The sequence below is a fragment of the Streptomyces mobaraensis genome (assembly GCF_020099395.1).
Classification (GTDB): Bacteria; Actinomycetota; Actinomycetes; order Streptomycetales; family Streptomycetaceae; genus Streptomyces.
The window spans coordinates 2378842-2399657 of sequence record NZ_CP083590.1 but is presented as its reverse complement, the minus strand read 5'-3'; the positions used below and the strand labels follow the sequence as shown (position 1 = coordinate 2399657).

Genomic DNA, 20816 nt, shown 5'->3' with positions numbered 1-20816 from the left:
TCGGTGCCGGGAGCCTGGAGGGGAGGGAAGGGAGAAGACGGTGGTCGTCACGCTGATCGTCGCCTGCGAGGTGGCCTTCTGGGTGCTGCTGGCCGGCGGGCTGAGCCTGCGCTACCTGCTGCGCATGCCGCGGGCCGGGGCGGCGCTGCTGCTGGTGGAGCCGGTGCTGGAGCTGGTGTTGCTGGTGGTGACCGCGATGGACCTCCGGAACGGCGCGACGGCCGACTGGAAGCACGGCCTGGCGGCCGTCTACATCGGGTTCTCGGTCGGCCTCGGCCACTCGACGCTGAAGTGGGCCGACCAGCGCTTCGCCCACCGGTTCGCGGGCGGGCCGCCGCCGGTGAAACCGCCCAAGTACGGACCGGAACGGACCCGGCACGAGTGGCGGACGGCGGGCCGCTGGATCCTCTCCGCGGTGGTCGCCATGGCACTCCTCCAGGCGGCCGTCTGGTACGTCGGGGACGCCGGGGACACGTCCTCGCTGCGGATGTGGCGGACGCGGATGGTGTGGGTGATCGGCATCAACGTGGCCATCGCGGGGAGCTACACGCTGTGGCCGCGGCGCGCCCCGGGCGCTTGACGCCGTGGGGCGGCGGGTCTGTCCGGGGGCGCGGCCGGCCTCCGGCCTTCGGGTCCACCGTCCGGCCGGAGTGGGCGGGCGCGTGGGAGGCTCAGCGGTTTTCGCCCGTACCCAGAGGACGTCGCCGACCTCCTTGTTCGTCGTCCGCGCCAGGATGCTGTGTCGTTCGGGGGGTGGCCCCCGAGCCCCCGGCCGGAGTGCGTGGGCGCGTGGGAGGCTCAGCGGTTCTCGCCCGGTACCCAGAGGACGTCCCCCACCTCCTTGTTCGCCGTCCGCGCCAAGATGAACAGGAGGTCGGAGAGGCGGTTGAGGTAGGTGGCCGTCAGGGGGTTCATCGTCTCGCCGTGTGTCTCCATGGCCGCCCACGTCGAGCGCTCCGCCCGGCGGACCACCGTGCACGCCTGGTGCAGCAGCGCCGCCCCCGGGGTGCCGCCCGGCAGGATGAAGCTGCGCAGCTTCTCCAAGTCGGCCAGGAAGCGGTCGCAGTCGGCCTCCAGCCGGTCGACGTACGACTGCTCGACGCGCAGCGGCGGGTACTTGGGGTTCTCCACGACCGGCGTGGAGAGGTCGGCGCCCACGTCGAAGAGGTCGTTCTGCACCCGGACGAGCACCTGGGCGACGTCCTCGGGCAGCTCCCCGAGGGCCAGGGCCACGCCGATCGCGGCGTTCGCCTCGTTCGCGTCCGCGTAGGCGGCGATGCGGGGGTCGGTCTTGGCGGTGCGGCTCATGTCGCCCAGCGCGGTGGTGCCCTTGTCGCCGGTGCGGGTGTAGATGCGCGTCAGATTGACCATGCCACGAGCCTAGCCGCGGCCCTCGCCGGGGCGGCCGACGCGGGCGGTCCGGGGGCCGGACGGGGGCCCGGGCAAGTGCCGTACGGGTGTGACCCGCGGTACGGAAGTGGCTGGATTGAGCCGTGCGCCCGCACGGCCGCGGTGTCCGGTGTGATGTCCGTCATTTGGGACGTGACGCGCATCTCTCTGCCCCCACCAGCGCGGTGACGGGCGCTAAGGTCCGCAGCGGAGCCGTAAGTGAACCGCCGGTAAGCGCGCAGGAATTAAAGGGGACAGCCGTGGCCAAGAAGCTCGCCGTCGTCGGAGCCGGACTGATGGGTTCCGGTATTGCCCAGGTCTCCGCCCAGGCCGGCTGGGAGGTCGTCCTGCGGGACGTCACCGACGCGGCGCTGAAGCGGGGCACCGACGGGATCCGGGCCTCGTACGACAAGTTCGTCTCCAAGGGGAAGCTGACGGCCGAGGCGGCCGACGCGGCGTTCGGGCGGATCACGGCCACCACCGACCTGGACGCGGCCGCCGACGCGGACGTCGTCGTCGAGGCGGTCTTCGAGGACGTCGACACCAAGCGCGACATCTTCCGCGCGCTGGACGGAATGGTGCGCGAGGACGCCGTGCTCGCGTCCAACACGTCCGCCATCCCGATCACCAAGATCGCGGCCGCCACCTCCCGCCCCGAGCGCGTCGTGGGCGTCCACTTCTTCTCGCCGGTGCCGCTGATGCAGCTGTGCGAGCTGGTGCGCGGGCACAAGACCAGCGACGAGACGCTCGCCAAGGCCCGTGAGTTCGCCGAGGGCGTCGGCAAGACCTGCATCGTCGTCAACCGCGACGTGGCCGGCTTCGTCACCACCCGTCTGATCACCGCGCTCGTCGGCGAGGCCGTCAAGCTGTACGAGTCCGGGGTGGCCACCGCCGAGGACATCGACACCGCGTGCAAGCTCGGTTTCGGCCACGCGATGGGCCCGCTGGCCACCACCGACCTCACCGGCGTCGACATCCTGATGCACGCGATGGGCAACATCTACACCGAGTGCCAGGACGAGAAGTTCGCCCCGCCGGAGATCATGCGCCGCATGGTGGACGCGGGCGACCTCGGCCGCAAGAGCGGGCAGGGCTTCTACCAGTACTGAGCCGTCCGTGCAAAGCCCGGTTCACCCTGCCGTGTGAATTCGGTAATGGTTCGCTAACGGACGGCAACCTTGGCGTGTGAGAGGCAGTCAGTTCTTTAGAGCCACACCCACACCACGCAGCACTCAGGGGAGCGCATATGCACATCAGGGGCGACCACGCCGAACTGGTCGTCGGGGGCCGCCTCGACGTCCGCAACGCGGCGGACGCCCGAACGGTCCTGCACTCCGCGCTTGACGCCGGCCGGGGCGACCTCGTCCTCGACCTCACCGAGCTGGACTCCTGGGACGCCACCGGACTCGGCGTCATCATGGGGGCCCACCGCCGGGCCGGGCGCAGCGGCCGGCGGCTGGTGCTGCGCGGGGTGCCGGACCGGATGCAGCGCGTGCTGGTGGCCACCCGGCTGCACCGGATCCTCGCCATCGAGGACCCCGAACAGCCGGGCCGCGTCACCCCGCTCCCGGCCTGCGAACGCGCCGGATGAGGCGGGTGTGAGCCGAGTGTCCGGATTGCCCGGACGAGGGTGACGCCCGGGGCGCCGCGGGTGCCCCCGGTCGGCGATACTGTCCCAAGGTCTGTTCGGTTTCCCGTCGCTTTCGCCTTGCAGAAGCCCGCGGGGCGCCGGACCGGTGGTCGGAAGAGCGCGGACAGGCCGGGAGGACACGACGGCACGCCACGCGACTGGGGGGCTTTGAACGATGGACCCGACCAACCGGACACCGGACGCGGCGCGGCCGGGTGAGGGCCGTACGGGCGCCGAAACCCCCGGCTCCCCGGTTCCCCCGGGCTCTCCGGTCCCTTCGGGGGAGGAGACGGGGCAGAGCCCGGCCCCGGTCCGGGTCGTCCAGCTCGTCGCCGGCGACTACCTGCTCACCGTCAACCCCGTGGACGGCAGCGAGATAGAGCCCTGCCCGCCCGGCCGCATGCCCCCACCCGCCCGTCGGCACGACCCCGACGCCCGTGCCGAGCGGGACCGCGCCGCCGTCCCGCCGCCGCCCGCCGGCGCCGCGCGGTCCGGCGCGCCGCTCATCGGCCGGGGCGAGGTCCGCGAGCGGCTGGGACGGCTGCTCTCGCGCGGCCGTTCCGTCCGCCTCACCGGCCCCGCCGGTTCCGGGCGCACCGCCCTGCTCGACGTCCTCGCGGCCGACTGCGCCCACCTGGCGCCCGACGGCGTCGTCCGGCTGAACGGCCGTCACCGCACCACCGCCGACCTCCTCCACGAGCTCTTCGCCGCCGTCCACCACGCGCCGCTGCACCGGCCCGACCGGGCCGGACTGCCCGCCGCCGTACGGGAGATCGGCGCGGTCGTCGTCCTCGACGACCTGGAGTTCGGCGGCGCCGCGCTCGACGAACTCCTGGACGCCACCCCGGAGTGCGCCTTCCTCTTCGCCGCCCGGCCCGACGTCCCGGCGCCCTCCGCCGACGCGCACGTCGAGGAGGTCGTTCTCGACGGTCTCGACCGCACCGAGTGCCTGGAGCTGCTGGAGACGGCCGTCGACCGGCCGCTCACCGACGAGGAGGCCGACTGGGCGGCCGACCTGTGGGTCGAGTCGGACGGGCTGCCGCTGCGGTTCGTCCAGGCCGGCGCGCTGCTGCGGCGGCTCGACGGCGCCGCGGCCGAGGGGGACGCGGCCGACGGCGAACGGCCGTTCAGCATCCCCGAGAACGCCGACGACCCGGTCGTCCGGCGCGCGCCGCTGCCCCGGGGGGCCGCCCCGGCCGTGGCGCTCGCCGCCCGGCTCGGCGACTCCGCCCGCGAGACCTTGCGGTTCGCCCTCGCCCTCGGCGGCGAGGTCCCGCACCAGGCCCAACTGCCCGCGCTCGTCGGCGACGAGCACGCCGACGCCGCCGTGGGCGAACTGTTCGACGGCGGGCTGATCACCGTGGTCGGCGCCCACTACCGGGTGGCGGCCGGGGTCGCCGGGCAACTGGCGGGCGCTGACTGGTCCGAGGGCGCCGGCGAGCGCGTCCTGGCCGCCGCCCGGCACTACGCCTGGTGGGCCGGGCACCCCTCCGTCACCCCCGAGCGCATCGCCGCCGAGGCGGACGTCATCCTCGCCGCGCTCACCGCCCTCGTGACCTCCGGCGCGCCCGGCCACCCGGCCGCCGCCGTGCTGCTGGCCCGTACCGCCGCGCCGGCGTTCGCGGGCGCCCTGCACTGGAGCGCCTGGGAACGCGGGCTCCGGCACGGCCAGGAAGCCGCCCGGCTGGCCGGCGAAGTGGGCGAAGAAGCGTATTTCCACCACGAGTTGGGCGTGCTCGCCCTGTGCACCGGGAACCTGGGCCGGGCCCGCGCCGAGCTGGAGGCGTCCACCGGGCTGCGCGGCGTGCTCGCCGACAAGCGCGGCGCCGTCGCCAGCCGGCGAGCGCTCGCCCTGGTCGCCGACCGGTCCCGGCCGGCGCCCGCCCCCACGCCCGTCGGACGGCCCGGCGGCCCCGCCGCACGGCCCCCGGCGCCGGCCGGCGGCCCGCGCGGGTCCGCGGGCGAGGAGATCCCGGCGGCCCGCAGCGAGCAGTCCGCGGCGCCCCCCGCCGGGCCCGCGCCCTTCACCACCGACCCGGACCGCGTCTCCACCGCGGCCATCCACCGCGTTCCCGCGCCGCGCGCCGGGACGGGCGCCGGTGCGCCCCCGGCCGGCGGCAAGCGGGGTGGCGGGCCGCAGGCGTGGGTGCAGAAGCTGATGGCCGGCGGCGGGCGGCGCAACCTGGCCGCGGCCGGGGCCGGGGTCGTGCTCGCCGCCGTGCTCGGCACCGTCGTGTCGCTCGGGACGTCCGCGGGGGGTGGCGAGCAGGGGAGTGGTGATCAGGACGCGGTCAAGCCGGACCGGTCCGCTTCCCAGCAGGACGGGGAGCCCGATCTGACCGCCGAGCATCCGGCGGGGGGTGGGGGTGGGCCCGCTCCGATGCGCGGGCGGGGTGGCGCCTCGGAGCGGCCCGGTACGCCGGGGGCGACCGGGGCGCCGTCGGGGACGCCGTCCGGCGACACGTCGCCGTCGCCGTCGGGCAGCGCCTCGCCCGATGACTCGCCGTCGCCGACCCGGACGCCCGGTGGCGGGCACTCGACTGGGCCCACTCGTACTCCGGGGGGCGGTGAGTCGACCAAGACTCAGCCTCCGACCACTCCGAGTGAGCCGACGGATACCCCTCCGACGACGGATCCGCCGCCGGTGACGCAGAAGCCGACCCCGCCTGCCGGCGGGGGCGACTCGGCGGGGTCGGGGACGGTCAAGCCAAGCGGCTGATCGGGGTGGGGGTGCCCCGGTCCCGCCCTTTCTCCCCCAGCTACCGCTGGGAGGTGCCCCCAGTTGCTTGCGGGGGCTCCGCCCCCGCACCCCCGAACCGCGCTCCGCGCGGTTGTCCTCAAACGCCGGACGGGCTGAATCGTGCGCCTGGGCGCAACCACTCAGCCTGTCCGGCGTTTGAGGACCTCGCGGCGAAGCCGCGATGCCGGGGCGCGGGCCCTCCCGCAGAAACGGTGAATGGGGGTGCCCCCTCTGGGGGAGGGACCGGGGCACCCCTCCCGCTCAGAACAACCTGAGCTTGTCGTCCTCGATCCCCCGCAGCGCGTCGTAGTCGAGCACGACGCACCCGATCCCCCGGTCCGTCGCGAGGACACGAGCCTGCGGCTTGATCTCCTGGGCGGCGAAGATGCCGCGTACCGGCGCCAGGTGCGGGTCGCGGTTGAGGAGTTCGAGGTAGCGGGTGAGCTGTTCGACGCCGTCGATGTCGCCGCGGCGCTTGAGTTCGACGGCGACCGTCTGTCCGTCGGCGTCGCGGCAGAGGATGTCGACCGGGCCGATCGCCGTGGGGTATTCGCGGCGGATCAGGGTGTAGCCCTCGCCGAGGGTCTCGATGCGGTCGGCGAGGAGCTCCTGGAGGTGTGCTTCCACGCCGTCCTTGATGAGGCCGGGGTCGACGCCGAGCTCGTGCGAGGAGTCGTGGAGGACCTCCTCCATGGTGATGATGAGCTTCTCGCCCGCCTTGTTGATCACCGTCCAGACGCTGCCGTCGCCCTCCTTGAGGGTGCACGGCGGGGACATCCAGTTGAGGGGCTTGTAGGCCCGGTCGTCCGCGTGGATCGAGACACTGCCGTCGGCCTTGACGAGGATGAGACGGGGGGCGGACGGCAGGTGGGCGGTGAGCCGGCCGGCGTAGTCCACGGAGCAACGGGCGATGACGAGACGCATGGTGAGCCACGCTACTCGACTCCCGGCACCGGACGCGATTCGCCCTGGATGGGCCCCTTCGCCGGTGGCCAGTTGTAGGTGCGTTCTCCTGGTGGGGCAGCAGTGGCCGGATTACCGTTGAAGCGGGCGGTCGCCGTACGGGCACTGGGCGTCGTCGTCCGCTCGCCCACCCCCAGGACCCCGCCCGGCGGGGCCCGCGAGAGGAGAACTCATGTCGCTCGACGTCTCACCGGCCCTCCTCGAACAGGCCGAGCGAGGCGAGGTCGACGAAGAGGCATTCGTCGACTGCGTCCGGAACTCCCTGCCCTACGCCTGGGAGATGATCAGCTCGCTGGTGGCCCGGCTCGAGGTCGAAGGCGGCGAGTTCGCCGACAACCGGACGCCGCCGCCGGACGAGAAGGCGCGCGGCCAGCTGCTGCGCGCCCTGGCGAGCGACGCGATCCGCGGAGCGCTCCAGCGGCACTTCGGGGTCCGGCTGGCGTTCCAGAACTGCCACCGGGTCGCCGTCTTCCCGCTCGACCCCGCGGCCGACGAGCGGCTGGCCCGCTTCACGTCGGTCCGGGGGCAGCTCCTCAACCAGTCCCCGGAGCTGCGCGACTGCTGAACCGGCACCGCTGCCGCTCCGCGCGCGGGGGCGCGGGACGGTACGGGGGCGGTCACGGCGGCGCGGCGGCGCCGACGATGTGCCGTGCGCCGGGGGCGGGCCGCCGCGTCTCCGGTACGCGTCCACGCGCCCCGTGGGAAACGGCCAAAGGCCGTGACTGTTCTCAGCGGATCAGCGGCAGTACCTCCGCGCCGAGCCGGCGCAGGTTCTCCTCGGTCGCCATCAGGTCGCCCGACCCCTCGGCCAGCAGCGCGAAGCCGCGCACCCCGGTCCGTTCCGCCGTGGCCGCGAGGCGGTCGGCGCACAGCCGGGGCGGGCCGACCGGGTGCAGGGAGCACAGCAGCTCCGTGTACGCGAGCGGGTCCCGCATCCGGCGCTCCCGGCCGTCGACGGTGACGTGCGCCCCGAGGCCCTGGCGCAGCCAGCCGGGCATCGCCTTCAGCAGGGTCTCCGCCGCCTCCTGGCGGCGGTCCGCCACCTGCACCACGCCCGCCGCGACGTGCCCGGCGGTCGCCACGTACTCCGGTGAACTCCCGGCCTCCAGGGCGCACTTGCGCCACAGGGACACCATTTCGGCCTTCTCCTCGTCGGTGCTGTGCATGCCGAGCAGCATGGGCAGCCCGTGCCGGGCGGCCAGCCGGACGCCGCCTGGTGAGGTGCAGGCGACCAGCACCGGCGGGCCGGGCCGGTCGAGCAGTTCGTCCGGGCGCGGGACCACCGGCACCTCGCGGAAGGAGAATCGTTTGCCCGAAGCGCCGACGCGGGGTTCGCGCAGCCAGCGCATCAGCAGTTCGAGGGATTCCGGAAACGCTTCTTCGTAAGCCTGGACGCCCGCGTTGAACACTTCCAGGTCCACCCAGGGCCCGCCGCGGCCCACCCCGAGGGTGAACCGGCCGCCCGAGGCGATGTGCAGCACCGCCGTCTGCTCACCGAGGGCCACAGGGTGGGTGGTGGGGAGGACGCTCACCGCCGTGCCCACCCGGATCCGCCGGGTGCGGCCCAGGAGCAGCCCGGCCAGCGTCACCGCCGACGGGCAGACGCCGTAGGGGACGAAGTGGTGCTCGGCCAGCCAGACCGCGTCGAGCCCGGCCTCCTCGGCGACCTCGGCCGTCCGCACCGCCCGGTACAGCGCCTCTCCGTGACCCTGGCCCGGGAACTGGGCGGCCAGGACGAACGCTCCAACGCGCATCTCGTGCACCTTCCTGCGCGACCGACCCGACCCCCCGGTGGCAATAACGCCCGACACGTGCCACGAGGTACGGGCGTTCAGGAAGTTTTCATGATGATCGGAGAGGGTGGCGGGGTGGGGCCGGGGTACGTCCGGCCGGGGCGGTGACCCTGACGCGTACCCTGGTCACAGCCCGTAGCTCGTACGACCTCCGAGGTGACCCGTGTCCCCGCGCCGAAACCGCCCCCGAGGCGGCGCCGCCAGCCAAGCCGCCGAGTCCGCCCCGTACGAGGGCGGCGGGACGCGCTACGGCCTGGAGCAGACGGAGAGCTGGCAGGGCGAGGACTGGTCGGTCCGCATGGTCGGCGGGAGTTCGGCGGGCAAGCGCTACCGCTGCCCCGGCTGCGACCAGGAGATCCCGCCCGGGGTGCCGCACCTGGTGGTGTGGCCGCAGTACGGCGCGGGGGTCGAGGACCGCCGGCACTGGCACAAGTCCTGCTGGAACGCGCGGGACCGCCGGAGCGCGCGGCTCCAGCGGTCCCGTAACGCGCCGCGGTACTGAGTACCGCCTACCGCCCGTCTCAACTGCCTCAGGCGTCCCGCTTGTTCAGCACCAGGTGGGCGCCGGCTGTGGCGGCGGCGGCCAGCGCGAGCATGATCCACAGCCCGTCCCAGCCGGACGGGCCCGATTCGATGTCCCCTCCGTACAGAGTCAACAGCTGTGTGGGGATCGAGTACTTGAGGAGCGCCTGGCCGATGTCCCGGACGGCGTCGGCCTGGAGGAAGATCGACAGCAGCGGCGGGAACAGCACCAGGCCCAGCATGGTGGTGATCGCCCCGGCGGAGTGCCGCAGCAGGGTGCCGACGGCCAGGGCCAGCAACCCCGCCAGCGCCACATAGAGGCTGACGCCGACGGTCGCCTTGAACCACTGGCCCGCGGTCGGGTCCTCGGTGACCTGGTCGCCCAGCAGGGCGCTGCTGATCATGGCGACGAGGAGCGTCGCGATCAGCGTGGTCACGAAGGCCAGGCCGCCGAGCACGATCGCCTTCGCCGTCAGCACCCGGGAGCGGCTGGGGCAGGCGGTGAGGGTGGTGCGGACGAGCCCGGTGCCGTATTCGGAGGAGATGGTCAGCACGCCGAGGGTGAGCACCGGGATCATGCCGAGCAGCACGCCGACGGCGCCCAGGCTGGTCAGGCTCTCGGCGCTGATGAGCTCGTCCCGGCCGGAAAAGACGAGCGACCAGGTCAGACCGAGGCCGACGACGAGCACCAGCATCGTGCCCAGCGTCCACATCGTGGACCGCAGGCTCCGGATCTTCGTCCACTCGGCGATGACGGCGTCCCCGAGGTGCGCCGCGCGCACCGGGACCGGCGAGACGTAGCCGCCCGGCCCGCCGGGGCCCGCCTGACCGGGCCAGTACGGCTGCGCGGGGGCCTGACCGGGCTGCTGCGGCCCCTGGGGCTGCTGCGGCGCTTGACCGGGCTGCTGCGGCGCGCCCTGCGGGGGCACGGGGTGCTGAGGGGTCGTCGGGGTGGTCATCGGGCGTCCTCGGTGTCGCGCTTGGTCAGGTCGGCGGGTGCTGACGGGGCTGAGGGTGCTGTGGGGACCGCGGCGGCCGCGGGTGCGGCGGCCGGCGGCTGCGGCGGGGCGGCGGGGGCCGCGAGGTGCTGCGGCGGCAGAGGCGCCTGCTGGGCCTGCGGGGCCGCCATGGGCTGCTGTTGCTGGGCGTACGGGTTGGGCTGCTCGCCCGGCAGCACCGGGTAGCCCGCCGGCCCGTTCCACCCCTGCGGCACCGGCGCGCCGGGCGCGCCGGGCATCGCGTAGCCGGGGGCCGCCTGCGGCTGGAAGCCGGCCAGGGCGTCATGGGTCGACCGGTAGTCGACGGCGCCCTGCGTCATCCGCATGTACGCCTCCTCCAGGGACGCCTGGTGCGGGGAGAGCTCCCAGAGGCGGACGTCGTGGTCATGGGCGACGTCGCTGATCCGGGGGAGTTCCAGGCCGGTGACGCGCAGGGCGCCGTCGGACTCGGGCAGCACCTGGCCGCCCGCCTCCACCAGCGCGGCGGTGAGCTTCTCGCGGCCCTCCGGCTCGGTGTCGGGGGTGCGGACGCGGGCGAAGCCGGCCGAGTTGGCGGCGATGAAGTCTTGGACGCTCATGTCGGCGAGCAGCTGACCGCGGCCGATGACGATCAGGTGGTCCGCCGTCAGCGCCATCTCGCTCATCAGGTGCGAGGAGACGAACACCGTCCGGCCCTCGGCGGCCAGCCGCTTCATCAGGTTGCGGACCCAGAGGATGCCCTCGGGGTCGAGGCCGTTGACGGGCTCGTCGAACAGCAGCACCTGGGGGTCACCGAGGAGCGCCGCCGCGATGCCGAGCCGCTGGCCCATGCCGAGCGAGAAGCCGCGCGAGCGCTGCTTGGCCACGCCGTGCAGGCCCACCACGCCCAGCACCTCGTCCACCCGGGAGCGCGGGATGCCGGCGAGCTGGGCGAGCGACAGCAGGTGGTTGTAGGCGCTGCGCCCGCCGTGCACGGCCTTGGCGTCGATCAGCGCGCCGACCTGGCGAGCGGCGTTGGGCAGTTCCCGGTAGGGGCGGCCACCGATGGTGACCCGGCCGGCGGTCGGGGTGTCCAGACCCAGGATCATGCGCATGGTCGTGGACTTGCCGGAACCGTTGGGGCCCAGGAAGCCGGTGACGGCCCCCGGCCTCACCCGGAAGTTCAGGTTGTGCACGGCCGTCTTGGCGCCGTAGCGCTTCGTCAGGCCGACTGCCTCGATCATTCTCCGCCCCTCGCGAGATGGTCGGGGCGTGTGCCCCCGTTCGGGTTAGGAGGATAACGAGAGGCTGACGGTTCCACGGAATGCCGGGGGGGGAGGGGGACCGGCGTTGTCAAGGGGCCAGGTCGGCATGGCGGAGGTCGGTCGGCCCGGAACCCGACGGAAGATCGCCTTCCGGGTGGATCCAGCCCTCCTCGCGGAAGATCCGGGCGCCCTCCGCCCGTACGGTCTCCTCGGCACGCGCCCGCTCGGTCCAGGCGCGCGGGTCGGGGCCTAGCAGGGTGCGCAGGCGCTTCGAGGAGCGCAGCAGCGCGGAGAGCAGCGCGCTCTGGTCCTCCGCGCCGGGGTGTGGCCGGCCGGTGGCCGGGTCCAGCAGGACGCCGTGCCGGGAGACGTAGAGGTAGGCGCCGCCCAGCGGGTCGCCCGAGGGCAGGGTCATCGGGAACGCCGCGCCGGGGAGCAGAACGCGCCGGTAGTGCAGCTCGGAGGCGTCCACGGCGGCCAGCTGGTCCGGGTCCAGCCAGCTCACCACCAGCCGGCGTTCGGCGGCCGGGTCGGCGTACGGCGCGGCGGCCACGTACCCGGCCCGCCCGATGTGGGCGGAGCAGCCGACGCCGATGCCGCGGACGGTCACCGGGACCATGGGCACGGCGGCCGGCAGGCCGTGTGCGGCCAGCTTGTGGCACATCTGGGCGGGGGAGGCGTTGGAGCCCACGGCCAGGACGGGGTGGCGGCGTCCGGTGACAAGCCGGCCGCGGGCGGTGAGAAAGGTGTCCAGCGGGGGTTCGGGGCCGTCCGCGGCTCCTCGGCCGCCGGGGACGGCGTCCGTGCGCGGCCGGCCGGCGACGGGCGGCCCGGCCCGGTCCGTACGTGACGCTCCGCCGTCGGTGACGGGCGGCCCTGACCCGTCCTCCGTACGCGCCCCCGTCCCGCCGCCGGCAGGCGGCCTCGTGCCCCCGCCGTCCGTGCGCGGCGCCACGTCTCGGCCGTCCCCGGGCGGTTCGGCCGCGCTCCCGCCGTCCGTACCCGCCGCCACGCCTCCGCCGTCCCCAGGCGGCCCCACCGCGCCCCCGCCGACGACCGGCCACGCCCCGAGCGGCCGCCCCGGTACGGCGCGCAGCGGCAGCAGCTCCGCCTCCAGCAGCAGGCACGGCTCCGGGGCCGGGCGGCCCGGGTACTCCAGGGGGTGCCGGAAGGGGACGGCGTCCAGCCCGAGGGCGCGCAGCGACCGGCGGCGCATCGGCGGGCTACGCGTCGCGCTTCTTCAGCACGACGTACCCGCCCACCAGGGCCGCGATCACCCACAGCACCATGATCGCGAAGCCTCCCCAGGGCCCGTACGGGGCGTCGTCGTCCACGAGCACGACCTGCATGACCTTCTGCCCGGCCTTGTCGGGCAGGTACTCGCCGACCTTCTTCGTGGCCGAGACGTTCGCCAGGATGCTGGAGATCAGGAAGAAGAACGGCATCAGGACGCCGAGCGAGAGCATGGGGCTGCGCAGCATCGCCGCCACCCCCATCGAGAACATCGTGATCAGCGCCATGTAGAGCCCGCCGCCGACGACCGCGCGGAGGACGCCCGGGTCGCCCAGGTGCGCGCCGCGGTCGCCCAGCATCGCCTGTCCGACGAAAAAGGTGAGAAAGCTGGTGATCATGCCCACGACCAGCGCGAGTGCCGTCGCAATTGCGATCTTGCTGAACAGGAAGACGCCGCGTTGCGGAACCGCCGCCAGTGATGTGCGGATCATTCCGGTGCTGTATTCATTGGCGACCACCAATACCCCGAAAACGATCAATGCGAGCTGACCGAGTCCCATCCCCGCGAAACTGATGAATGTCGGGTCGAACGTGAACCGGTCCTTCGGGGAGAGGTTTTCGTAGTCGTTCTTCGCGAGTGCGCTGATCAGCGCGCCGAGCGCGACGGTGACCACTACTCCGGTGCCCAGCGTCCACACCGTGGAGCGCACGGATTTGATCTTCGTCCATTCCGATCGCAGGACCTGCGCCGTCACCGCCATGATCAGGATTCCTTCCCGCGCCAGTCCGTGCCCCAGGCGGGCCGCCCGTCCGGTGGCTCGCCGGGTGCCCCGGTGTCCGGCGGCGCGTCGGGCTCGCCCGCGCGCGCGTGGTACTCCACGGACCCGGCCGTCAGCCGCATGAACGCCTCCTCCAGCGAGGCCCGCTGCGGACTGAGCTCGTGCAGCGTGATCCCGTGCCGCGCCGCCAGTTCGCCCAGGTGCGCGGCGTCCTCCCCGGTCACGTCCAGCCCGCCCTCCGGGCCCGGCGCGGCCGTGATCCCGGCGCCCGAGAGCACGTCCCGCAGCCGCTCCTGCTCCGGCGAGCGCATCCGTACGTACGAACGCGAGTTCCGCGCGATGAAGTCGGCCATCGAGGTGTCGGCGAGCAGCCGGCCCTGGCCGATGACGATCAGGTGCTCGGCGGTGAGGGCCATCTCGCTCATCAGGTGCGAGGAGACGAAGACCGTACGGCCCTGCGCCGCGAGGCCCTTCATCAGCGTCCTGATCCAGTGGATGCCCTCGGGGTCCAGGCCGTTGACGGGTTCGTCGAACATCAGGATGCGCGGGTCGCCGAGGAGCGCCGCGGCGATGCCCAGCCGCTGGCCCATGCCGAGCGAGAACCCCTTGGCCCGCTTCCGCGCCACCGAGGTCAGGCCCACCGTGTCCAGCACCTCGCGCACCCGCGCGGGCGGGATGCCGTTGCTCTGCGCCAGGCACAGCAGGTGGTTGTAGGCGCTGCGGCCGCCGTGGATCGCCTTGGCGTCCAGCAGGGCGCCCACCGTCCGCAGGGGATTGTGCAGTTCGCGGTAGTGCCGGCCGTCGATGCGGACCGTGCCGCTGGTGGGGTTGTCGAGGTCGAGCATCATGCGCATCGTCGTCGACTTGCCCGCGCCATTGGGGCCGAGGAAGCCGGTGACGATTCCGGGGCGCACGGTGCAGGTGAGGTGATCGACGGCGAGCTTGTCGCCGTAGCGCTTGGTCAGACCCTCCAGCTCGATCATCCATTCACGGTACGGGCGTGCCCGGGGCCTCGCCACCGGAAGGACGCCGTTCGCGAAGGGCGGGTGAGGGGCACGGGCGTGCGGGACACGTCAGCGCGCCGTATGCCGCCGCCGGATCCTCGGACGGCCACGACGCGCTGAGCGCGGGATCCCCCGAACGAATGTGGTGCTGGGTACTGCCTGTTGCCGCTGTGGTGCGCTGCCGCAACGTGGTGCTGTGCTGTGCTGCGCCGTGGCGCATGGTGCTGCGGTGCCGCTCTGTACTGTCCGCGCCGCCGCCGGCGTGTGAACCCGCCGTACTGCCCTCGCGCGGGTCCTCGCACGGGCTCCTCGCGGCTCCGCGGCGTCTCCCGCCGCCGGTGAACCGCCGCGGTTCAGCGGCTCTGCTGGGCCGGGACGCCGCGCGAGATCGGCTCGTCGTCACCGGGCACACCCGCCGCGGCCACCGCGGCGCCGGTCAGCGTGGCCAGCATCTCGCGGACGTTGGTGAGCTGGGCGTTGATGCTGTCGCGGCGGTTGGTCAGCGCCGCCAGCTCGCGCTCGGACTCGCTGCGGATCCGGTCCGCCTTGGCGTTGGCGTCGGCCACGATGTCCTCGGCCTGGCGCTGCGCGGTCTCCACCGTCTGGCGCGCCCGGCGCTCCGCGTCCGTCCGCAGCTTCTCGGCCTCCAGCCGCAGCTGCTCCGCGCGGTGCTCGATCTCCGCGAGCCGCTTCTCCGCCTTCGCCTGCCGGGAGGCCAGGTCGCGCTCGGACTGCTCGCGGCGCTTGGCCAGGTTGGTCTCGAAATCGGCCGCCGCCTGGGCCGCCTTGGCGCGCGTCTCCTCGAAGAGGGCGTCCGCCTCCTCGCGCTTGGACTGCGCGTCCTTCTGCGCCTCGGCCCGCAGCGTCGCCGCGTCCCCCTTGGCCTTCTCGACGATCCGGGCGCCCTCGTCCTCCGCCTTCGCCTTGCGGTCGGCGGCGAACGCCTCGGCGTCGTTGCGGACTTGCTGCGCCGCCGACTCCGCCAGCTCCCGGTGCTGCTCCGCCGCCCGACGGGCCTCCTCGCGCAGGTCCTTGGCCTCTTCCTCGGCCAGCCGGAGGATCTTCTCGACCCGCGCCCCGAGCCCCGCGTACGACGGTTCCGCGTCATTGATCTGGGCCTGAGCGTTCTGCGTTTCGAGGTGCAGCTCCTCGATGCGCTTTTCCAGAGAGGTGATCCGGGCCAGTGCGCTGTCACGGTCGGCGACGAGCTTGGTAATGCGGTCGTCCACCTGGCCGCGGTCGTATCCACGCCGCACGAGCTCGAAGCCGAAGGGGGAGGAAGTGTCGCTCATGGGGTTCCTGTCGAAAGAGACCGGTGAGGTGATAAGGGAATCCTAGGGCGGTGAGCGGCGTCGCATGGAGCAGATCCTCGTACTCGGTTGGCGGATTGGGGAATTGTCCCCTCGAATGAGTGGCTTACTTCTGACTCTGCTTGCCACCCGAACGAGTTGCGCCGGCTCCCGCCGTCGCCTTCACCCCGCCCTCCTTGGAGCCGCTTGCCCCGGGGGACTCAAATGATTCCAACGCCTCCAACACGTCCTGGACACGGGAAATCTCCGCGTTGATGTCCTCGCGGCGCCGAACCAGCGCCTCCAACTCCGTCCGGCCGCCCTCGACCAGGCGCCGCGCCTCCTCCTCGGCCTCGGTGCGCAGGCGCTCCGCCTCGCGTACGGCCTCGGTACGCAGCCGCTCCGCGTCGCGCACGGCGGCGTTCTTCTTCTGCTCGGCCTCCTTGATCAGGGCCTCGGCCTTCTTCACCGCGGCGACGCGGACCTTGTTCGCCTCGCCGCCGGCGTCGGACACCAGCTGCTTCGCCTTCGCCTCGGCCTCCGCCAACTGCTCGGTGGCGGCGGCGACGAGCTTGTCGCAGCGCTCGCCGGCCGACTGCATGGCCTCGGCGGACTCCCGCCGCGCCCGGTCGTGCAGCTCCTCGACCTCGGCCTCGATCCGCGTCCGCAGCTCCTCGGCGCGCTCCCTTATGGCGGTCGCGTCCCCGCGGGCCTCGGACAGCAGCGTGTCCGCGTCCGTACGGGCCCGCTCCACCAGCGCGTTGCCCTCGCCCGTGGCCTCCGCGACGATCCGCTCGGCCTCCCGGCGGGCGACGCCCACCATGGTGTCCGCCTGCTCCTCGGCCGCGGCGGCGGTCTTCACCGCCTCCTCCTGCGCCTTGGCGATCAGCGCGTCCGCCTGCTCGGCGGCCTCGGTACGCCGCTGGGCCGCCGCGTCCCGCGCCTCGTCGACCGTCCGCTCGGCCTCCTCGCGCGCCTCCGCGCGCAGCCGCTCGGCCTCCAGCACCGCGTCGGCCTTGAGCTTCGCCGAGTCGGCGCGCGTGCTGTTGGCGTTCTCCTGGGCCGCGGCCAGGGCCGCCCGTGCCTCGGCGGCCATCCGCTCGGCCTCGGCCGTCGCCTCGGCGACCAGCTCGTCCGCCTGCCGCGCGGCCTCGGCGCGCTTGTGCGCCGCGGCCTCCCGCGCCTCGTCCGCCGTCTCGGCGGCCTCCTGACGTGCCTGCTCCAGCGCCGCCGCCGCGTCGGCCCGCACCCGCTCGGCCTCCGCCCGGGCGTCCGCCATCGTGCGCTCGGCCTCCGCCGCGGTCTCCGCGCGGTGCGCCTCCGCCGCCTCGCGGGCCTCCTCGACCGTGCGCGCGGCCTCGGCGGCCATCCGCTCGGCCTCGGACGTCGCCTCGGCCACCAGCTCGTCGGCCTGCCGCGCGGCCTCCGCGCGGCGCTTGTCGGCCGCCGCGCGCGCCTCGTCGAGGATGCGGTCGGCGTCCTCCTGCGCGGAAGAGGTCAGCTCCGCCGCCTCGTTGACGATGCGTTCGGCCTCCGCACGGCCGTCCGCCCGCATCTTGTTCGCGTCCTCGCGGGCCTCGGCCCGGGCGCGCGCCGCGTCCTGCTCGGCCGACGCCAGCGCGTCCGACGCGTCGGTGCGCATCTGCTGCGCCTTCGCCGACGCGTCCGAGACCAGCCGCTCGGCCTCCGCCGTCGCCTTGGCGACCAGCTCGTCGGCCTGCTGCGCCGCCTCGACACGGTGGGCGTCGGCCGCGTCCCGCGCCTCGTCCATGACCCGCTGGGCCTCGGCGCGCAGCGCCTCCGCGTCGGACGCGGCCTGGGCGCGCTCCGCCTCGGCGGCCTCCTCGGCCTCGTCCAGCACCCGGCCCGCGTCCGCGCGCAGCCGCTCGGCCTCGCCCGTCGCCTCCGCGATCAGCGCGTCCGCCTGCTCGGCGGCGTCCGACCGGCGCTTGTTCGCCGTCTCGCGGGCCTCCTCCAGCACCCGCGCGGCCTCCGCCCGGACGCGGTCGCCCTCGGCGATCGCCTCCTCGACCGTGCGCTCGGCCAGCTCGCGGGCCGCCTCCGAGGCCGACTGGGCCTCGGCGCGGATCCGCACCGCGTCCTCCCGGGCGCTCTCGCGCTCGGCGTACGCCTCGGAGCGGACCCGGTCCGCCTCCTCCTGCGCCTCGGTGACCGTCCGCTCGGCACTGTGCTCGGCGGCCGACCGCAGCCCGGCGATCTCCTCCTCGGCCTGCTCGTGCAGCCCCGCGACGGACTCCCGCACCTGCTGGGCCGTCTGCTCCGCCGTGGCCACCAGCTCCGCCGCCCGCTGCTCGGCCTCCTCGACCAGGCGCCGGGCCTCCTCCTGCGCCTCAGCGACCCGCGTGCGCGCCGAGGCCAGCAGCTCCTCGCTCTGCTCGCGCGCCGCCTCGCGCTCGGCCTGCGCCTCCGTCCGGGCGTCGCCGAGGGTCTCCTCCGCCTCGCGGCGGCGCCTCGCGGCCTCCTCCTGCGCGGCGGCCAGCTCCTCGGCGGCCTCCGCCGCCGTCCGCTCCGCGGCCGCGTTGGCCTCGGTCCGGATCCGGTCGGCGGCCTCCTGGGCCTCCGACCGCAGCCGCTCCGCCTCCTCGGCCGCCTCGGCACGCAGCCGCGACGCCGTCTCCTCGCCCTCGGCACGGGCCGCGGCCGCCTCCTCGGCGGCCTCCGCCCGCTGCCGCTCGGCGTCCTCCTCGGCCTGCGCGCGCAGCGCCCGGGCCCGCTCCGCCGCCTCGGTCCGCTGCCGCTCGGTCTCCTCCGCGGCCTCCTTGCGCAGCCGCTCGGCCTCCGTACGGGCCTCGCGCAGCGCCTCCTCGGCGGCCTCGACCCGCTCCTCGGCCTCGGTCCGCAGCCGGGTCAGCTCCTCGGCGGCGTCCTCACGCAGCGCCTCGGCGGCCTTCTCGGCCTCCGCGCGCAGCCTCTCCGCCGCCTCGGCGGCCTCGGTACGGGTGCGCTCGGCGTGGTCCTCGGCCTCCTCGGCCATTTCCTCGGCCTCGGTCCGGGCGCGCTCCAGCGCCTCCTCGGCCTGCTTGCGCAGCCCGGCGGCGCGCTCGGCCGCCTCGGCCCGCACCCGCTCGCCCTCGGCCGTCGCCGCGGACCGCGTCTCCGCCGCGTCGGACTTCGCCTTGGCCAGCAGCTCCTCGGCGGTCTTGGCCGCCTCCTCGATCTGCTGGAGCGCCTCGCGGCGCGCCTCGGCCCGGACCTTCTCGGCCTCGGCGACGGCGTCCGCGCGCAGCTGCTCGGCCTCGCCGCGGAGCCGCCGCGCCTCCTCCTGGAGCTCGACGGTCTTGGCGCGGTACTCCTTGGTGTCGTCCTTCGCGGCGCCCTTGAGCTGCTCCGCCGACTCCTCGGCCTGCGCCCGCAGCCGCTCCGCCTCGGCCTCCGCCTCCTTGCGGATGCGCTCGGCCTCGGCCGCCGCCGCCTTCGTGGCGGCCCGGGCGTCCTCGGACGCCTTGGACAGCATCTCCTCGGCCGTCCGCGCGGCCTTCGCCAGCTGGGCGGCCGAGTCCTCGGCGGCGGCGCTGCGCGCCTTGTCCGCCGTCTCGGCCAGCAGCCGCTCGGCCTCCGCCGCCGCGTCGTCCCGCAGCTGCTGGGCCTCGGCCCGCAGCGCCTCGGCCTCCTTGGTGGCCTCGCCGACCAGCCGGGTGATCTCGGCGCGGGCGGCCCGGGTGCGCTGCTCGTTGTCGGTCTCGGCCTCGGACAGCCGCGCCTGCGCGGCCTGCGCGGCCTCGGCGACGACCTTCTCGGCCTCGGCCCGCGCCTCGCGCAGCGCCGTCTCGGCCTCCCGCATCCGCGCCTCGGCGGCGCGGGTGAGCTCGGCGGCGGTCGTCCTGGCCTGCTCGGCCTCGCCGCCGGCCTCGGTCCGCAGCCGCTCGGCGTGGTCGGTGGCCTCCTGCGCCTGCTGGGAGGCGGCGGTCAGCAGCCGCTCCGCGTCCGTGCGCGCCCGGCGCAGGATCGCTTCGGCTTCGGCGCGCGCCTCCTCGGCGGCGGCGCCGAGCCGGGTGCGGGCCTGCTCGGTGAGGCGCGCGGCCTCGGCGCGGGCGGCGCTCAGCGCCTGCTCGGCCTCGGCCCGGGACTCGTCCAGCAGCCGGCGGGCCTGCGCCTCCGTCCGGGCGCGCAGCTGCTCGGCCCAGGCGACGTTCTCGTTGACGTGCGACTCGACGGTCGACCGGCGCTCGTTGAGCTCCTCGTCCAGCCGCTGCCGGCGGGCCACCGCCTCGGCGTGCAGCTCGGCCTCCATACGGGCCTGCCGCTCGGCCTGCTCCTGGAGCAGCCGCTGCGTCTGGGCGCGCGCCTCGCGCAGCTCGCGCTCGGCGTCCGCGCGCAGCTGGTCGGCCTGGATCTGCGCGTTGCGCAGCAGTTGTTCGGCCTGGTAGTCGAGTCCGGCCGCGTCATAGGCGGGACGGTGCGCGAGGGTGCGCCGCGCCTCGTGCAGCTTGGCGCGCAACACCTCGACCTGGTAGCCGAGGTCGTCGGCGTGCTGGACCGCCTTCTCCCGCTCCTTCTTCAGCCGCTCCATCTCGGCCTCGAATTGCGAGAGGTGGTCGGTTTCAGCCCGCTGGCTGTCCTGGCGCTCGTAGCCCCGCACTGCGCGGTCCATCCGTCCCCTGGTCGCGTCGGTGGCCGGCCCCGTGCGTGGTGGTGGAACCCGGAGCCCGCCCTTCCGAAGAAATGGTGTCAGATCATCGGCACAGCCTGGGCCGGGCCCCACCCGTACCCCGGCCGAACCTGCACTCTACCGGCCGGGGCAGGTGTGGGTCAGTGCTCCTCGGCCGGGCGGGGCGCCGAGGTGACCAGTTCCGTCAGCACGCCGTGGCAGTCCTTGGGGTGCAGGAAGGTGATGCGGGAGCCCATGGAACCGGTGCGCGGGGTGTCGTAGAGGACGCGGACGCCCTTGTCCCGCACGGCCGCCGCGTCGGCGTCGACGTCGGCCGTGCCGAACGCGATGTGGTGCACGCCCTCGCCGTTCTTCGCCAGCCACTTGCCGACCGGGGAGTCCTCCCGGATCGGCTGGAGGAGCTGGAGGTAGGAGGCGCCGCCGTCCGACGTCTCATTGATCTTCAGCATGGCCTCGCGTACACCCTGTTCCTCGTTGACCTCCGTGTGGAACACCTCGAAGCCGTACGTGGCACGGTAGAACTCGACGGTGGCGTCGAGGTCGGAGCAGGCGATCCCGATGTGGTCGATGCGCGTCAGCATGGGTCCAGTGCACCGCCGCGCGGAGCGGTTACGCAACGTGCG

At 74.4% G+C, this 20816-nt stretch carries 17 protein-coding genes; 6 read left to right on the top strand and 11 right to left on the bottom strand.

Annotated features, from left to right (window positions below; translation table 11 throughout):
• Window positions 1-40: 40 nt before the first annotated feature.
• Entirely contained in the window at window positions 41-580 is a 540-nt protein-coding gene (locus K7I03_RS10065) for a hypothetical protein (protein WP_185941095.1), read from the top strand.
• 218 nt (window positions 581-798) lie between these two features.
• On the opposite strand, the gene K7I03_RS10060 is transcribed toward K7I03_RS10065, so the two are convergent.
• On the bottom strand, window positions 799-1371 hold the full coding sequence (locus tag K7I03_RS10060) for a cob(I)yrinic acid a,c-diamide adenosyltransferase (RefSeq protein WP_185941096.1): 573 nt from the start codon (window positions 1369-1371) through the stop codon (window positions 799-801).
• A 278-nt stretch (window positions 1372-1649) separates the two neighbouring features.
• On the opposite strand from K7I03_RS10060, the gene K7I03_RS10055 reads away from it, so the two are divergent.
• The 3 genes from K7I03_RS10055 (at window position 1650) to K7I03_RS10045 (ending at window position 5738) form a co-directional block, all read left to right on the top strand.
• A complete protein-coding gene (locus K7I03_RS10055; protein ID WP_152262402.1) occupies window positions 1650-2498 on the top strand; it encodes a 3-hydroxyacyl-CoA dehydrogenase family protein in 849 nt (282 codons plus the stop codon).
• Window positions 2499-2635: 137 nt separating this feature from the next.
• Window positions 2636-2980 carry an STAS domain-containing protein gene (locus K7I03_RS10050; protein WP_185941097.1) on the top strand — a complete coding sequence of 115 codons (345 nt, stop codon included), beginning with the start codon at window positions 2636-2638 and terminating at the stop codon, window positions 2978-2980.
• Between the two features lie 214 nt (window positions 2981-3194).
• Window positions 3195-5738: an ATP-binding protein gene (locus K7I03_RS10045; RefSeq protein ID WP_185941098.1), complete on the top strand. Its 2544-nt coding sequence runs from the start codon at window positions 3195-3197 to the stop codon at window positions 5736-5738.
• 282 nt (window positions 5739-6020) lie between these two features.
• On the opposite strand, the gene nucS is transcribed toward K7I03_RS10045, so the two are convergent.
• On the bottom strand, window positions 6021-6683 hold the full coding sequence (gene nucS, locus K7I03_RS10040) for an endonuclease NucS (RefSeq protein ID WP_185941099.1): 663 nt from the start codon (window positions 6681-6683) through the stop codon (window positions 6021-6023).
• Between the two features lie 211 nt (window positions 6684-6894).
• Here nucS and K7I03_RS10035 point away from each other — a divergent pair, with 211 nt between their 5' ends.
• A complete protein-coding gene (locus K7I03_RS10035; RefSeq protein WP_185941100.1) occupies window positions 6895-7287 on the top strand; it encodes an SCO5389 family protein in 393 nt (130 codons plus the stop codon).
• Between the two features lie 163 nt (window positions 7288-7450).
• On the opposite strand, the gene K7I03_RS10030 is transcribed toward K7I03_RS10035, so the two are convergent.
• Window positions 7451-8476 carry an LLM class flavin-dependent oxidoreductase gene (locus K7I03_RS10030; protein WP_185941101.1) on the bottom strand — a complete coding sequence of 342 codons (1026 nt, stop codon included), beginning with the start codon at window positions 8474-8476 and terminating at the stop codon, window positions 7451-7453.
• 202 nt (window positions 8477-8678) lie between these two features.
• On the opposite strand from K7I03_RS10030, the gene K7I03_RS10025 reads away from it, so the two are divergent.
• The gene (locus K7I03_RS10025) at window positions 8679-9017 is read left to right on the top strand and encodes an ATP/GTP-binding protein (protein WP_185941102.1); all 339 of its coding nucleotides are present in this window, start codon (window positions 8679-8681) and stop codon (window positions 9015-9017) included.
• Between the two features lie 28 nt (window positions 9018-9045).
• Here K7I03_RS10025 and K7I03_RS10020 read toward each other — a convergent pair whose 3' ends face one another.
• From K7I03_RS10020 to mce, 8 genes are all read right to left on the bottom strand, one after another.
• Complete coding sequence (locus K7I03_RS10020) at window positions 9046-9996, bottom strand: ABC transporter permease subunit (protein WP_185941103.1); 951 nt, start codon at window positions 9994-9996, stop codon at window positions 9046-9048.
• Window positions 9993-11237, bottom strand: a complete 1245-nt coding sequence (locus K7I03_RS10015) for an ABC transporter ATP-binding protein (RefSeq protein ID WP_185941104.1) — start codon at window positions 11235-11237, stop codon at window positions 9993-9995. The genes K7I03_RS10020 and K7I03_RS10015 overlap by 4 nt, the downstream gene beginning before the upstream one ends.
• Before the next feature lie 109 nt (window positions 11238-11346).
• Window positions 11347-12474, bottom strand: coding sequence for a hypothetical protein (locus tag K7I03_RS10010; RefSeq protein ID WP_224346979.1), 1128 nt, complete (start codon window positions 12472-12474; stop codon window positions 11347-11349).
• Window positions 12475-12481: 7 nt separating this feature from the next.
• Window positions 12482-13252, bottom strand: coding sequence for an ABC transporter permease (locus tag K7I03_RS10005; RefSeq protein WP_185941105.1), 771 nt, complete (start codon window positions 13250-13252; stop codon window positions 12482-12484).
• Window positions 13253-13254: 2 nt separating this feature from the next.
• Window positions 13255-14253, bottom strand: a complete 999-nt coding sequence (locus K7I03_RS10000; protein ID WP_185941106.1) for an ABC transporter ATP-binding protein — start codon at window positions 14251-14253, stop codon at window positions 13255-13257.
• Between the two features lie 374 nt (window positions 14254-14627).
• Complete coding sequence (locus K7I03_RS09995) at window positions 14628-15566, bottom strand: coiled-coil domain-containing protein (RefSeq protein ID WP_004952125.1); 939 nt, start codon at window positions 15564-15566, stop codon at window positions 14628-14630.
• 124 nt (window positions 15567-15690) lie between these two features.
• Window positions 15691-20163 (bottom strand): polarized growth protein Scy, encoded by a 4473-nt coding sequence (gene scy / locus K7I03_RS09990; protein WP_185941323.1) that lies wholly within the window; start codon window positions 20161-20163, stop codon window positions 15691-15693.
• Between the two features lie 170 nt (window positions 20164-20333).
• The gene (gene mce, locus K7I03_RS09985) at window positions 20334-20774 is read right to left on the bottom strand and encodes a methylmalonyl-CoA epimerase (RefSeq protein WP_152262407.1); all 441 of its coding nucleotides are present in this window, start codon (window positions 20772-20774) and stop codon (window positions 20334-20336) included.
• Window positions 20775-20816: the final 42 nt, after the last annotated feature.